At 44.5% G+C, this 13,956-nt stretch carries 12 protein-coding genes; 4 read left to right on the top strand and 8 right to left on the bottom strand.

All coding sequences use genetic code 11. The features are described from left to right. Nucleotides 1-42: 42 nt before the first annotated feature. Both BN1137_RS10705 and gloB read right to left on the bottom strand, forming a co-directional pair. The gene (locus BN1137_RS10705) at nucleotides 43-1,596 is read right to left on the bottom strand and encodes a lytic transglycosylase (RefSeq protein ID WP_050718587.1); all 1,554 of its coding nucleotides are present in this window, start codon (nucleotides 1,594-1,596) and stop codon (nucleotides 43-45) included. Between the two features lie 70 nt (nucleotides 1,597-1,666). Next, complete coding sequence (gene gloB, locus BN1137_RS10700; RefSeq protein WP_050718586.1) at nucleotides 1,667-2,431, bottom strand: hydroxyacylglutathione hydrolase; 765 nt, start codon at nucleotides 2,429-2,431, stop codon at nucleotides 1,667-1,669. A gap of 81 nt (nucleotides 2,432-2,512) precedes the next feature. On the opposite strand from gloB, the gene BN1137_RS10695 reads away from it, so the two are divergent. Continuing rightward, nucleotides 2,513-3,235 (top strand): class I SAM-dependent methyltransferase, encoded by a 723-nt coding sequence (locus BN1137_RS10695; protein WP_050718585.1) that lies wholly within the window; start codon nucleotides 2,513-2,515, stop codon nucleotides 3,233-3,235. Here the strand turns inward: BN1137_RS10695 and rnhA are convergent. Beyond that, nucleotides 3,223-3,687, bottom strand: a complete 465-nt coding sequence (rnhA, locus tag BN1137_RS10690) for a ribonuclease HI (RefSeq protein WP_050718584.1) — start codon at nucleotides 3,685-3,687, stop codon at nucleotides 3,223-3,225. The genes BN1137_RS10695 and rnhA overlap by 13 nt on opposite strands. A 394-nt stretch (nucleotides 3,688-4,081) precedes the next feature. Continuing rightward, nucleotides 4,082-4,654, bottom strand: coding sequence for a hypothetical protein (locus BN1137_RS10685; RefSeq protein WP_050718583.1), 573 nt, complete (start codon nucleotides 4,652-4,654; stop codon nucleotides 4,082-4,084). A 119-nt stretch (nucleotides 4,655-4,773) separates the two neighbouring features. Here BN1137_RS10685 and BN1137_RS21935 point away from each other — a divergent pair, with 119 nt between their 5' ends. After that, nucleotides 4,774-4,980, top strand: a complete 207-nt coding sequence (locus BN1137_RS21935; RefSeq protein ID WP_083443423.1) for a helix-turn-helix domain-containing protein — start codon at nucleotides 4,774-4,776, stop codon at nucleotides 4,978-4,980. 115 nt (nucleotides 4,981-5,095) lie between these two features. On the opposite strand, the gene BN1137_RS21930 is transcribed toward BN1137_RS21935, so the two are convergent. Next, the gene (locus tag BN1137_RS21930; RefSeq protein WP_083443422.1) at nucleotides 5,096-6,976 is read right to left on the bottom strand and encodes a hypothetical protein; all 1,881 of its coding nucleotides are present in this window, start codon (nucleotides 6,974-6,976) and stop codon (nucleotides 5,096-5,098) included. A gap of 744 nt (nucleotides 6,977-7,720) precedes the next feature. Here BN1137_RS21930 and BN1137_RS10675 point away from each other — a divergent pair. Beyond that, nucleotides 7,721-8,620 carry a HamA C-terminal domain-containing protein gene (locus BN1137_RS10675; RefSeq protein WP_050718581.1) on the top strand — a complete coding sequence of 300 codons (900 nt, stop codon included), beginning with the start codon at nucleotides 7,721-7,723 and terminating at the stop codon, nucleotides 8,618-8,620. Further along, a complete protein-coding gene (locus BN1137_RS10670) occupies nucleotides 8,617-11,118 on the top strand; it encodes a DEAD/DEAH box helicase (protein WP_050718580.1) in 2,502 nt (833 codons plus the stop codon). The genes BN1137_RS10675 and BN1137_RS10670 overlap by 4 nt, the downstream gene beginning before the upstream one ends. Here BN1137_RS10670 and BN1137_RS21925 read toward each other — a convergent pair. The 3 genes from BN1137_RS21925 to BN1137_RS10655 all read right to left on the bottom strand — a co-directional run bounded on the left by BN1137_RS21925 (nucleotide 11,104) and on the right by BN1137_RS10655 (nucleotide 13,656). Then, nucleotides 11,104-11,976 (bottom strand): hypothetical protein, encoded by an 873-nt coding sequence (locus BN1137_RS21925; protein ID WP_083443421.1) that lies wholly within the window; start codon nucleotides 11,974-11,976, stop codon nucleotides 11,104-11,106. The two genes, BN1137_RS10670 and BN1137_RS21925, sit on opposite strands and share 15 nt — an antisense overlap. 299 nt (nucleotides 11,977-12,275) lie before the next feature. Then, nucleotides 12,276-12,683 carry an H-NS family histone-like protein gene (locus BN1137_RS10665; protein ID WP_050718579.1) on the bottom strand — a complete coding sequence of 136 codons (408 nt, stop codon included), beginning with the start codon at nucleotides 12,681-12,683 and terminating at the stop codon, nucleotides 12,276-12,278. 625 nt (nucleotides 12,684-13,308) lie between these two features. Beyond that, on the bottom strand, nucleotides 13,309-13,656 hold the full coding sequence (locus tag BN1137_RS10655) for a hypothetical protein (RefSeq protein ID WP_050718577.1): 348 nt from the start codon (nucleotides 13,654-13,656) through the stop codon (nucleotides 13,309-13,311). Nucleotides 13,657-13,956: the final 300 nt, after the last annotated feature.

Raw genomic sequence — 13,956 nt, 5'->3', positions numbered from 1 at the left:
ACCCCGCACCAGGCGGGGTATTTTTATATGGGTCATGTCGTATCAGCTGTTGTTCTTCACGAACAGGGTCAGCTCCTGGCCCGGCTTGAGATAATCACTCTTGCCAAGCTGGTTCCAGCGCATCACGTCGTTGATGGCGACCTGGAAGCGGGCGGCGATGGAGGAGAGAGAATCCCCACGGCGCACCTGATAGACCATGGACTTGTTGCTGTCCTTGCCCTGCTTGGGCCAGACCACCAGTTTCATGCCCGGTTTGAGCGGCGACTTGGCGTTCAGCCCGTTCCACTTGGCCAGATCGGCATGGGTGACCCCGTGTGCCTGGCTGATGCTCCAGAGATTGTCACCGGAACGCACCTGGTAATGGGTCTTGCTGTTACTGCTGCTACCACTGCGGCTGGCCAGCTGTTGCGGCTTGCTCTGGGCTGCCTGACTCGCACTGCCCCCGTGGGGGATAGTCAGAGTCTGACCACGGCGCAGGGTGTTGCCGCGCAGGTTGTTGGCCAGCTTGAGCTGCTGCACGCTCACCCCATGGTTCTGGGCGATGCGGGAGAGGGTATCGCCGCTGCTGACCTGATAGGAGCGAACGCCACGAGTGCGCTCACGCTTGGGCAGGTCGGCCAGGGCCAGCTCCAGGGTATCTGCATACTCGACAGGTACCAGCAGCTGATAGGGGCCCTGTGGCGAGGTCATGCCGCGCTTGAGGGCCGGATTGACCTCTTTGAGCTGGGAGGCTGATACCCCGGCCAATTGCGCTGCCACGTTCAGATCGATCTGACCACCGGTGTTGATGGTGCGCAGCTGCGGCTTGTTGGCCAGCACTGGCAGGGTGACATTGTATTTGTCCGCGTTGCGGATCATGTCAGCCATGGCCAGGATCTTGGGCACGTACATCCGGGTTTCCCGGGGCAAATCCAGCGACCAGTAGTCGGTCGGTCGACCGGCCTTCTGATTGCGGATAATGGCGTTACGTACTCGCCCTTCACCGGCATTGTAGGCAGCCAGTGTCTGCAGCCAGTCACCGTCAAAGAAACGGTTCAGGTACTCCAGATAGTCCAGCGCGGCATTGGTGGACGCCAATACATCGCGACGGCCGTCATACCAGCTGTCGTGGCGCAGACCGAAGTTCTTGCCGGTCGCAGGTACGAACTGCCAAAGACCGACCGCATTGCTGCTGGAACGGGCGTTGGGATCGAACATGCTCTCGATCATGGGGATGGTAATAAGCTCCATTGGCAGCTCACGCCGTTCTATTTCCTCTACCATCAAATACAGGTAAGGCTCAGCCCGGCTGGCAATGGTCGCCATATGCTTATCATTTCGAAGTAACCAATCACGCTGCTGGCGGACACGAGCATTGTCATGTGAGTCAAGCTGCATATCATCGCTGATGCGCACCCATAGGTTGTCCGTGTCATCCAGTTCTTCAATCTGTTCATCACCGAACAGGAAGCGCGCTGAATGTTTCTTATACGTTTTCTTGCTGACTTGGGGCGATTTGATCGGCTCGATTGCCGTTACCGCCCGGTCATCCTGATGGCTCAGGTTCTGGCACCCGCTGAGAAACAGCGCCGCCAATAAGGCCGTTCGTAGCTTCATCTAGCTCAGGTCATCTTTAGGAAAAACAGCCCGCATCATAAGGGGCAATGGCCCCTTGATCAAGGTTTGTTCAAAAAACGTCCTTCCAGCCCCGTAGCACGGCGAATGTATCCTCTGGATTTTCCAAGCATTTAAGAGCGTATTTCTCAGCAGAAAATCTCACGGAATTCTGTTCGCAGCGCAGAAATACGTTGAAATGGCGCTCATCCCCGAGGCGGGAAGGAAGACTCGGAAGGCCCTGTTGACGCAGTTTGCTGATCATCCCGATCCGCTGCTGGATCGCCAGGTTGTCCGGCTCGACCGCGTGGGCGAAACGCAGGTTGGAGAGGGTGTATTCATGGGCACAATAAAGGAGGGTGTCGTCGGGCAGGGCCGCGAGCCGCTGCAAGGAGTCGTGCATCTGGGCGGGGGTGCCTTCGAACAGACGACCGCAGCCGGCGGAGAAGAGGGTATCACCACAAAACAGCATGCCATTGCCGTGGTAGGCGATGTGGCCAAGGGTATGACCGGGCACATGAATGACATCCAGCCCCAGGCCATGCCAGTTGATCCTGTCCCCGTCCTCGAGCCACTGGCCGTGGTGGGCCGGCATGGGATCGTGCCTCGGGCCGTAGAGGCTGGCATGGGGGAAGTGGCCGAGCAACTCGCCGACCCCGCCGACATGATCATGATGATGATGGGTCAGCAGGATGGCATCGAGTTCGAGCCCCAGGGTCTTGAGCCGCTCCAGCACCGGGGCCGCCTCGCCGGGATCGACAACCAGGCAGTGATTGTCGTGGCGGATCAACCAGATGTAGTTGTCGTTAAAGGCGGGAACTGTGATGACGGTATACATGGCTCGACTTCTCTTTGTGTTCTCTTTAGGGAAGGGATCTTATATAACAAGATGGCGTTTGAACCCCGGGTTGGTCCTATTATGCAGCTGGCACGTACCGAACAACAGATCGAGATCCCGACCAGCTGGTCGGCGCTGCCCATGGGGGACTGGGTGGCTGCCGAGCTGCAGGAGCGGCTCGACAACTGGTGTCCGCACCTGTTTGGCTATCATCTGCTGAAAATTGGCGCCCTGAGCGCCGAGCTCTCCTGCGGTGGCTCCTCCATTCGCCATCAGATAGGCATTGCCCCCGGTGGAAGACTGCTGGATCTCAAGGGCGATCCCCTTGCCTTGCCGGTGCGCACCGGCAGCGTAGATGCCTGCCTGCTGGCCCACTGCCTCGATTTTTCGCCGGATCCCCATCAGGTGCTGCGCGAAGCCGAGCGAGTGCTGACCGAGGATGGCTGGCTCATCGTCAGTGGTTACAACCCCACCAGCCTGGTGGGGTTGGGTCACTATCTGCCATTCATGCGCCATCAATTGCCCTGGTCGGCGCGGATGTTTACCCCGGCGCGGGTGACCGATTGGCTGCAACTGCTGGGGTGCGAGGTGATGTTTGACGAGCGCTTCGGCTTTTCGTTCATGGGCAAACAGAGCCGGATCGGCTGGTGGCGGGAGAGCCTGGGGCGGGACTATTGCCGACCCCTGGCATCTGTCTATGTGATCGCCGCCCGCAAGCGGCGCTTTCCCATCACGCCGGTGCGTCGGCGCTGGCGTCTGCCCGAGTCGATGGCCGCCCCGGGCATGGCGCGTCAGGGCTGGTAGCCGGTGTCTTCGGCGAGTTGCTTGCCGCTGGCGGCATCGCGTGCCAGTTCATCGCAGCGTTCGTTCTCCGGGTGACCGGAGTGGCCCTTGACCCAGAGCCATTCAATCTGATGGCGCACCACTTCCGCATCCAGCGCCTTCCAGAGATCGACGTTCTTGACTGGCTGACGGCTGGCGGTCATCCAGCCTTTCTTCTTCCAGCCGATGATCCATTGGGTGATCCCCTGGCGCACATACTGGCTGTCGGTGGTGAGGCGCACCTGGCAGGGTTCGTTGAGGGTACGCAGCCCCATGATGGCGGCCATCAGCTCCATCCGGTTATTGGTGGTCAGTCGAAAGCCGCCGGCGATCTCCTTGCGGTGGCTGCCATAGACCATGACTGCGCCGTAGCCGCCCGGGCCCGGATTACCGAGGCAGGAGCCATCTGTGTATAAATCAATCTGTTTCAGCATGAGCAATCAATCTGTTTTAACATGAGCCTTGGGGTAAACTAGCGAGCAAAGCCGAAGTTTGACATAGATTGGATCATGAACACACCTCAACTGAATCGCCAGATCGTTCTCTTCTATAAACTCCACTAGAGTGTAAACTTACTTTTTTGTTTCTTAAGTGATTGAAAATAAAGTTATTTATTGTTTTTGCTTGCCTGTTTACTTCGTGTTTTTACAAAAAAAAGTAAACTAACGCGTGTTTTGAGCTCAAAGTGTTTACACTTTGATGGAGCCACCACTATGGCAGATGTACCGTGCCATGTTTGGTGACTCCATACGCATTTCTATGAGTATTGCGGACACTGCTGCTTGGGTTGCTTCTAGAAGGTTCTCCGGTGGCCTGTAACGAATTGCTTCACATCCCACCAGAAACCCTAGTCCCTCCTAATCCCTTTATCACTGCCTCAACAGCACCAAGCTTGCCTCGCAACCCATGAAAATCCTTATAGGAGCGATGGAGGGCATTCTCAATGGTCATGTCCAGAGCAGGGAAGTCTGCTTGCAGCTTATTGTATTCAGCAATTGCTGCCTGGCACTCCTGAATTTCGATACGGTAGGATCGCGCCTTCGCTTCTAACTCACCTAAGAGAGCATCATTCGATTCCTCATTGTGCTCCTGGGCCACCTGAACCTTCTGAACCTCTGGGCCACTCGGTTCTTCTTGAAAGATCACATCATGAAAGATGGGGGTTTTTACAAAGCTTGGATGCAATCGCACATCATCAACATTTCTCCGTTCTAGAAGACCCATATTGACCAGCTTGATCAGACGACGATAGATGAGGCCATAACGTCTCTTATGAGCCTGATCATGCTCTGTGTCACCAAAGACTGCATACACGCACTCCGTCGTAGTGAAATCATCCATCTGCAATCGAATGAGCGCCGTGTAGAGTGGTATCGGCAACCAAACAACTTGGGCATCCATAACTTATCCTTTATCTCTTACGATAACTTGAAGTGGGTATTTACATTCGATTGCGGATTATAGTCCGTGGCATTGAGCCAGACAACTAGAGATAGTGCTCGCCTTTAGAGAGGCGATACATGCAAGATCTAGCAATTAAATTTGGCAATGCCTTACGCGAAAGGCGGCTTCAAACGGGGCTGTCTCAAGATAGACTCGCGTTAATGGCTGATATTGACAGAAGCTATGTTGGCCGTATTGAGCGTGGTGAAGTGAACGTCACACTAGAGATAGCATATTGCCTTGCTAGAGCTTTAGGTTGTGACATACGAGACTTATTACCCTAAGTCAATTTTCTAGATGGCATTAAAAGTTAAGGAGTGCGTTTAGTAGGAATTTAAACTTTTAATGCCTCGTAAATAATGGTGACTCACAGCAGCAATAAGTGCTGGCAACTGTCATTTAACCAATAGTAGAAATCGAATCCCGCACTCGCTTTACTATTAAGGCATCTTGGGATACCCGGTGGTTTAAGCTAGAGAGTTTAATAAATACTGGATTATCTAATAATTTTGAGCCTTTGCTGTAAGTAGATAATACTTTAAGCATCCATCCACCAAGCGCTACATAGCCTCCACCCGCCATATTAGTAGCTTCCATAACGGCCCCCGCAGCAGCTGGTAAGCCTGTTCCTATAAAGTCTAATGATGCTATTCTAGAACGATTTTTTTCTATTTGTTTGAGTTCTTTTCTTAGTAGATACATTTTCTCCATTCGTTGCTCATCATTGATATTGGCAAACTCACTTATTACTTTTGGTAAGGTTCTAATTAGGCTGCTAGCTAGTACATCATCTAACTCCAATATGCTCATATCGTTGTTGATCGTTAGCACTTCACTCAATAGCATAGTCAACTCTGACTCTCGTATATTCTGTGCGTTTTCGACTACGCCATTATATAATCCGCCAATAACTCGGCAGGCATCTACCTCTGAATAGCCATTAGAGTCGAACGGGAAATGATGAGCGCATAATCCCTGGGAAAATTCGTAACTAGAGCTTGCTGATGTTAATTCGATAGCCAGATCTCGTCCCCTATCCTTATACTCGCTTATAGCAAAACCCGACAAACCTAAGCGATACGTAGAAGCAGCGCCCTCTTTATTTACGATATACTCACCAATCTGCCACTGCTCGGATAGCATGTTCGCCAACCGCTGTAGCCCAGGATTTCCAGAACGAGCACACTGGTGCACAAAGTCATATTGCTCGTCGTTTGAGAATGTAGTTCCGACAATACCAGATTTATTTTGTATCCCTTGGATGGTTATTGCTGCTAAACGCCGTGAGAAAATAATTGCACTAGGGTTAACCGATATGATCTCCAATAGAAGTTCTTGAGAATATCTTGCAATGTTTTGTGGTGCAACAAACAATAATCGTCCACGAGAAATTAATTCTCGCAACTCAAAAGATCGGAGTTTAAACATTTGATAAAAATGGTCGGAGTCTTCATTTAAAGGCAATGCAATAATAACTTGTTCATAGAGAGTCAGGTACACTCTCAGATTTTGTCGAGAAAATACTGAGGCATCAACAAAGCAACGAGTCTTGTTTGTTTTTTCAAAGCTTGGCAGTAAGAAATGATCTCGTTGTTGAAAATGTTTACCACTAAACACCGACTGACGATTTTGAAGCCAAAAGTCTTCATCTTCTTCATAACGATCCAACAATAGTCTTGAAAACTGCTTTTGTATAAAACCACTAGCTGGGAGTTGCAAATTGTTAAATTGATTTGGTTTAAACACTACTTTGCCTGGATAATCACTGATACTAGGGTCATATTCAAAGATATAATCATATCCTTGATATCCCTGAGACTCACAAATCAATTGTATCTCTTCTTTATCACCTTCTGTAAGTTCAGTTTTAAATGTAATTCTAAATTCATTAGTATGATATTTAAAATCAAAATGGAAAGGATGATATTTTTGAGGGATGTTCAGGTTCAACTGATTAATCACCTCATTCATATTCATTGGTTGACCATGAAGGTTACTTTTTTCAAAGACATTTCGCAGGGCTATAGGTTCAAAGCCCTCCGGTATCTCATCAACGATAATTGCAGGTGGGACACCTGCTGTACGAAAATGATTATATTGCTCTTCTAGTTTTGCTAATAGTGCCTGATCATCTTTTACTTCCAGGATTACTGTAATCAGACGTTCACCATTAGTAAATAATCCCTTGTGTGAATACTGATGAGTATCAAGCCTAAATCGCTCATAGTCATGTCGGATCGCATCCATCAAAGGAAGATTATAAGGGTATTTATTATTCATTATTTACTCCTATGTTGGAGATTATGGTGTTAGAGCTGTGTTCTTTCTAACCAGTATCTGCTCTGTGAACAAGTAAAAAAGCACACTTCAAGATCTGGCTCAATAACTGCCATCCTTTTGCACAACATATCACAAATCATCTACTCAACTGTGATAAAGCCATGATTTATATAGATAATGTACTGTTCATCAGATGATGGAGTGACTCTTTCCAAGCATCATGACACCTTAAATGAGGCGAATAGCAGCCTTAATCGCCTCAAAAAACCGGCTAAAATGAGGCGAATAGCAATCTTAATCGCCTCATAAAACCGACAAAATGAGGATAATGACCTGGCGTAATTCGGCCCTGTGGCACAGGGTTTCGTCTTGCTGGCCGGGCTATTCACTCATGCTGTTGAGCCACTTCGGGCTGGCTGTAAAGTTTATCTAGGTGTAAAGGCCGTGGCTAAGTACACTTGGTTGCTCCGCGACATCAGTCACTAGGCAATGGTGCTCCGTTAACGGCTTGAACTCTTGCCACTTGAACATCTCACTCTCTTGAGTGACCTAAGCTTGAGGCTTCTGGAGTGTTCTGGAATGTAGGCTCGATTCACTTGGTCGATATGATCTAAGAGCTAACAATGCTCCATGTCTCATTTCCAGCCTACTGATGCTTAATCACATCAGATCATCTCGATACCCGATTGAAAATCATTGTGAAGTTGATATTATCTTTCTTATCAATGGCTAGCTGGCATTAATATGAGCGCTTACCTTCAACCACAACTAAAAAATTCTCAAGAAATAAAAAAAATTTTAAAGGATGTGAAAGTAACGCATGTGCTACGTGATGGACGCGAAGTTAAAACATTATTAGTCTACCTGCCGATCAAGCATGGCGTTAGTTGCCATGATGAGTTTTTTGAAAAAATCAAAAATGGCATTCTGTATAATTTTGTTTTTTCTTGTCGAGAAATTGAGAAGAAACTTGGCGTTGATGATACAAAAAGCGCACAGCGATTATTTGACCGTGCTATTAGAAAAATAAGTCAGCAAACAGCAAAAGGGGAACTGGGAGAGTTGATACTGTTTACTCTTCTGGATGTCTACTTTGAAGCGCCAAAAATATTGAGCAAGATATCCTTAAAAACAAATCCAAACATGCCAGTTTTCGGTGCCGATGCAGTGCATGGGAAGTATATAAATGGTGAATTTAGATTATATTTAGGTGAATCAAAACTTTATAAAAGCTTCAAAAGCGCAGCATCAGAGGCTGCTAAATCAATAAAGACAGCCAAAGATAAGTACAGTGATGAATTTGATTTACTGGAAAGTCACATGGACTTTCCAAATATAGATGATGAACTAGAAGAAAAGCTTCTAAGTCTACTAGATCCATTTTCAGACAATGATGTTTCAGACCTAATTCACTCCCCCTGTTTCATTGGATTTGCAGAGCCAGAAATCATTGGTCAGTCAGATACAGAAGACGATTTTGTTAGAATGTATAGTGAGCTAGCTCTTGCCTATATTGGTGATTTTTATCAAAAGGTTGAGCATCATGGCACTAAAATAGAAGAAGTCGCATTGATAATGCTTCCATATTCTTGTGTCGATGCATTGGTCAATGACTTTAAAGCATATCTTGGGATAAAAAAATGAGTGACTTTGCCACTAAACTTGCATCAAAAATAAAAAATAGCGATGGGTATATAAAAACAAGCAATAACTTATTCGGATCATATGTTTTATGGTTAACAGGAAATACTGACAATATAGAAAGAGATGAAGTAAAAAAACTAATAACATCAGCTCAAATTTTCTACAAATCTAATGATGAGGGAATAAGAAATGAGGGTGCGATTATACTCTCTATGTTGTTAGATATTTGTGCTGAGTTGCACCCAGATTTGGTTCCCATCGCCCGAAGTATTTTCACTCACTCGGGAGACTTTCCGAATATAAAGCTATTGAATAAAAGACACCCTGGAGTAGATTTTACATATAATTTCTATTCAGAGGCTCAGATAGATTTTAGAGAGAGTCTTAATACTGTTGAAGACCTTGATTTTATTTTAACAGACTATCAGCGCTCTTTATGGGCTAATCTATCATCAGATGAAGATATTATCACTGTTGCACCAACATCAGCAGGCAAAACCCATATTATTCTAAGTTATCTATTAAAGAGAGTATCTGAGTCTGAGGGTGCATTTGCAGCTATCGTTGTTCCCACTAGGGCATTGATTTCAGAAGTTGCAAGTAAGCTATATAAATTAGCACAAGAAAACAATGTAGAGAATGAAATTGAGATCTGCTCAGTGCCTAAAGAGGGGGAGTTTGGGGATAAAACCTTCTTTGTGATGACTCAGGAAAGGCTATATGAATTATTGCAACGTGGTGATATTTATTTTAACTATTTGTTTATAGATGAAGCTCACAATATATCAGATAAGAGTCGTGGTGTATTACTTCACCTCACAATTGAAAAGTTACTTGAAGATAGCTTCCCACAAATAATAATTAGTATGCCAGCGGAGAACTATCAAAATGCATTCTCTACTATATTTGGTGACATTGAATTCAAAAAGGAAATTACGCAACACTCCCCTGTATCAAAAATAATAATGTCTGTTACCCCCCAGAATAGATCTTTGGTTATATCTCGCCACAACTCCGAAAATATAAAGACAATACCCAAAGGATTCAAAAACAAAAGCCTGGCTGATATTGTATATAAGTTAGGGCATGGGCAAAGCAATATTATATATAGAAATAAAACAGATCATTGTGAAAATATTGCGGATGATATTGCAAAGCTCATTTTGGAAAATACTAATAATGAGTTGCTAAATGAGGCCGCTGATTATGTTGAAAAGTTTGTCCATAGTGATTTCTCGTTAGCAAGAAATCTTAGGAAAGGTGTTGCATTCCACTATGGTCCATTGCCTGGCTCTATTCGCATAATGGTTGAGAACCTGGCTAAAGATGATCATATAAAATTTATCGCATGTACGAGTACGCTTGCGGAAGGCGTTAATTTACCAGCTAAAAATCTTTTCCTAAAAAATCCAATCCAACAAATAATGCATCGGCCATCAGAGCGTGTTGAAGATGTTAAAATCAACAATATTACTGGCCGAGCAGGAAGAATGCTGCAACACTTCTCTGGCAATGTGTTTCTTATTGAACCTGATGAATGGACATTTGATGACTATTTTGATGATGACCAAAGTAAAGAAGAAAAAATACCAACATACTTTAAAACATTAAATGAAGAGCTAGGTAATATTATTCAGGCACTACAAGGCGAGTATTCTCATACTGATAATAACCAGTACAGATACTACACGATATCAAATAAGCTCATTAAAGAGTATGCCAGTGATGACTTGGAGAAAACATTCAACGCCAGTGAGCTTTTGCTAAGCAAACAAGAGCTGCAATTTCTAGAGCAGGAGATAAAGGCCGCGCATGATAAATTACGCGTAGCTCCATTTACCTTAGAAGCGAGCCCCACAGTTGGATATATTCAACAAAACAAATTATTCAATCATCTCAATTCATTACAGTCCTTCGATGGCTGGTTATTACCACACCCTAAATCTCCAGAACTATATGATGCATTGTTTAGAATAAGCAGCAAATTGCAAGAGTTTGGTATATATATACCTAGTGATGAATATTCACTTGATTACATATGCTTGATAACTCGAAAATGGATTAAAGGGAAGGGGCTAAAAGAAATAATTACAAATCAGATTAGTTGGAGCAAGGACAATGGAGAACTGTCTCCAAATATAAATGGCGCAGTTAGAAGTGTCATAAAGGTCATTAACAATGACATTACCTTCCGTCTATCGAATGCGCTTCGCTGCTATCAAGTATTGCTTTCGACAATATTGGCAAATAAAGGAATAGAGTTATCAAACGTTAAGCTTCACACATTTATAGAAGTCGGTGCATGCGATGACAGAATGATAAACCTAATCAACTTTGGGTTGTCTAGAGAGGCTGCAATCGAAATACATGATGCTTTACCAAAGCAGATAGAAATACACTCAACAAATAATCTAATGGAGCTATATCGTTCAGAAAAATTATCTGCTATTCATCCAATAACCAAGAAAGAGTTACTTAAGTTATTAGCCTCTGAATAGTCTCAGGTACTCTAGCATGGCAGCATCTAACACTTTCATTGATGATTCTTCATCAATGAATTTTTGCCGTGTCTGTATTTCGGTTCGATAATGATAGAATGCATTTCCAAAATCCAAACTTATTGAGGCACCTTTGCTATTGATACCTTTAACCTTCAAAACAGTACATCCATCATGTTCCGATAGATAGCTAACGATCTCAAGTAAATTATCTTTTGAGAAAGCCGACCCTGATGACTCATCAATTACAAGATCTAATGCTAGCTGCATATTGTTTTCAATGTATGGAGCGGAACTCAAATCTTTAATAAGCTTTGGTGCATCATCAGCCACATCTGACAGTGATGATGAGTTTATTTTAAAATGAAGGCTACTATATTCTGGCAGCTCTTTAAGAACAGAAAACTCTTTTTCTTTGGGAATGAAATTCAGTTTTATACTATTCTTACGATCATCATTGAATTGCTCTAACAGCGCTTTACCGACACCTTTTAAACTACCATTCGGGCCTGATGTAAAACCAAGTAAAATTTTTTCATTTGGCACAACAAAGAAAAAATATGGGTCACCAATAATCCCTTGATTTGAGGATGTGCCAGCTATTTTCCCATCCCTGCTTGCTCTAACTTGCCAAGTATTTCTCTCTCTAACCACAGTAATGAAGTATCCCTCAGCCCCCCATGAGCTTGGAGGAACAGATGTTTTTATGAGATATTTCTTATCTCGAACATTGAATATTCTCGTACAAAGAGCATTGTCTACATTCGCTACTATATTCGAAACAAAATTGCTAAAAAAAGTGTCGTTGGCTTCAATGGAAAAGAAAAGAACACTAACAGCCTTCTTCATTTTACTCATATGCTTCAACCTCAGACATAGACAATTAATTCAATAAGATACATTACCCAAATTCAGAGGGCTGTATAAATGCACAGTGCATGATAGCACGGGTATAGATGATTGTAAAATATAGGCCAGCTAGATTTACACTTGTAATGTCAACTTGAATTACTTAGTTTGTAATATTGAGTCTGCATGGCGCATTTTTATGAAAAAAACATATCCATAAATCACTCTGCCATTACCACGTAATACACTTATACAAAAAACAACATTATTAAAAAGCCCATGTATTATATACATGGGCTCAGTCAACATTAGATAAGAAACTCTTCTAAAGCTCTGCCGCTGGCCACAGCTTCTGCTATCGCTTTAGGCATTCTGCCTTGGCCAGTCCAACTCTTCTCCTGACCATTCTCGGTGTATCTATATTTTGCAGGACGAGGCGCTCGCTTGGATTTTTCAACACCTTCGCTCTTAACAGTGACGGAGGAGCCAACCAGCTCACTCGGGTCAATCCCTGCATCTCGCAACATCTCAGTGAACTGAGCCAGCTTCTGCTGACGTTCCGCAGACTCTTGTCTGATTTTGGTTTCTTGTTGCTCTCGCTCAAAAAACACTTCTTCAAATTTTTCTTTAACTTCTACAAGCTGCTCAAATGACAACTCACGCAACGCTGCACGAAGACTACGAATATTGAGCAGGGTTTTCAAAAAATCATTCATTTATGGCCTCATGTATCACACTATTATATAAGATGGATTATCACCCAATATCGCCAATAGCTCCATTAATTTTTACATCAAATGATATTAAACAAAATAATTGAGTGGCTTCACATGTAAGTTCACTCTCATTCAGGTAGCCTTCTTATTGCAAGGAAGACATCTGATGTAACAAACTATACAGCCAAGAGTCATCCTCAAATGAGGCATTGTTGATACCAAATTTTGTCGTGATACTACTACCACTCTCGTCATAGACGGGGATCGATGACCTGTTTTGTCAGTTCAATACCTTTAACGAATATGAACAGCTCCTTATCTGATTTGAAGAGGATAACCTTATCGATCAGGGAGAAAATGTTAACCCTGTGACTTCTTGGCATCGTCACGAATGATACCCTTCACATCAATGACTGTTGCCCCAACGGGGACGCTGAACGAGCTTGATAGCTCACCATTTTGAGTCCTGATAATCTCAGTATCCCCTTTGTACCAGCACCATTCATAGCCAGTTTTTGTGTCAGCAGCCTCTAAGATCCCGCAGCGATAGTCAAAATTGATGGCCATACGAAATGTTTCTCAACCTAATGCCAAATTGTGGAATTCAGTTTTCATCTATTACTGATCAGTCCAGATCTTGAGTTAAGCGCGTCAGTTCTCTAAGCGGGTTTTCAACACCAATTTTATCCGTAAGCACGATGATCTGCTTTCCAATATCAAAAGCAGGGGCAGCAACAGCCCGCCCAGTAAGCTCCAGCGATTGAATCACAGAGTTTGCCTTTTTTAACGTTTTAAAAGCCTTTGCAGTTTCAGGACTCAGACCCCACCACATACCCGTCATATCCGGGCTTGATGCGTACTTAACCAAGAACTCATCCTTATATGGATCATGAAGAAGCCAACCCAGCATTTTTGCGTGAGCTGGTAGCCCCCACGTTTGTTTCAATTCATGTACGGATGGCTCTTTGGTCATGACCTAACCTTCTTATTCAGGACAGGGTGTGAGATGAAAACATAGTCAATACACCATAAATTGGGCCTCATAAAGGCCTCAGATGAAATTTTGTCCAGAGGTTCACGAAAAGTGTTACCACTCTTCTGTTCACCCCTCTCTAGGCAGTTGCTCTCTTAGCTTGGTCATATACAGCTCCAAGTTTAATTCCAAGGGCAATTTGTGTTGCGTGTCTAGCTTGGTGGCTATTGGATGATCTTCGAAATGCCGAGATAGCCTTCTGGCTGAGTCCAAACAGCTCTCCCACATCCGCTTGGGACA

It is taken from the genome of Aeromonas tecta (assembly GCF_000820185.1).
Classification (GTDB): Bacteria; Pseudomonadota; Gammaproteobacteria; order Enterobacterales; family Aeromonadaceae; genus Aeromonas; species Aeromonas tecta.
This window is presented reverse-complemented; position numbering and strand designations above follow the sequence as displayed.

Bases quoted from the DNA above. Each gene is read 5' to 3' on its own strand.
- BN1137_RS10705 (WP_050718587.1), bottom strand. From the start codon at position 1,596: ATGAAGCTACGAACGGCCTTATTGGCGGCGCTGTTTCTCAGCGGGTGC.
- gloB (WP_050718586.1), bottom strand. From the start codon at position 2,431: ATGTATACCGTCATCACAGTTCCCGCCTTTAACGACAACTACATCTGG.
- BN1137_RS10695 (WP_050718585.1), top strand. From the start codon at position 2,513: ATGCAGCTGGCACGTACCGAACAACAGATCGAGATCCCGACCAGCTGG.
- rnhA (WP_050718584.1), bottom strand. From the start codon at position 3,687: ATGCTGAAACAGATTGATTTATACACAGATGGCTCCTGCCTCGGTAAT.
- BN1137_RS10685 (WP_050718583.1), bottom strand. From the start codon at position 4,654: ATGGATGCCCAAGTTGTTTGGTTGCCGATACCACTCTACACGGCGCTC.
- BN1137_RS21935 (WP_083443423.1), top strand. From the start codon at position 4,774: ATGCAAGATCTAGCAATTAAATTTGGCAATGCCTTACGCGAAAGGCGG.
- BN1137_RS21930 (WP_083443422.1), bottom strand. From the start codon at position 6,976: ATGAATAATAAATACCCTTATAATCTTCCTTTGATGGATGCGATCCGA.
- BN1137_RS10675 (WP_050718581.1), top strand. From the start codon at position 7,721: ATGAGCGCTTACCTTCAACCACAACTAAAAAATTCTCAAGAAATAAAA.
- BN1137_RS10670 (WP_050718580.1), top strand. From the start codon at position 8,617: ATGAGTGACTTTGCCACTAAACTTGCATCAAAAATAAAAAATAGCGAT.
- BN1137_RS21925 (WP_083443421.1), bottom strand. From the start codon at position 11,976: ATGAGTAAAATGAAGAAGGCTGTTAGTGTTCTTTTCTTTTCCATTGAA.
- BN1137_RS10665 (WP_050718579.1), bottom strand. From the start codon at position 12,683: ATGAATGATTTTTTGAAAACCCTGCTCAATATTCGTAGTCTTCGTGCA.
- BN1137_RS10655 (WP_050718577.1), bottom strand. From the start codon at position 13,656: ATGACCAAAGAGCCATCCGTACATGAATTGAAACAAACGTGGGGGCTA.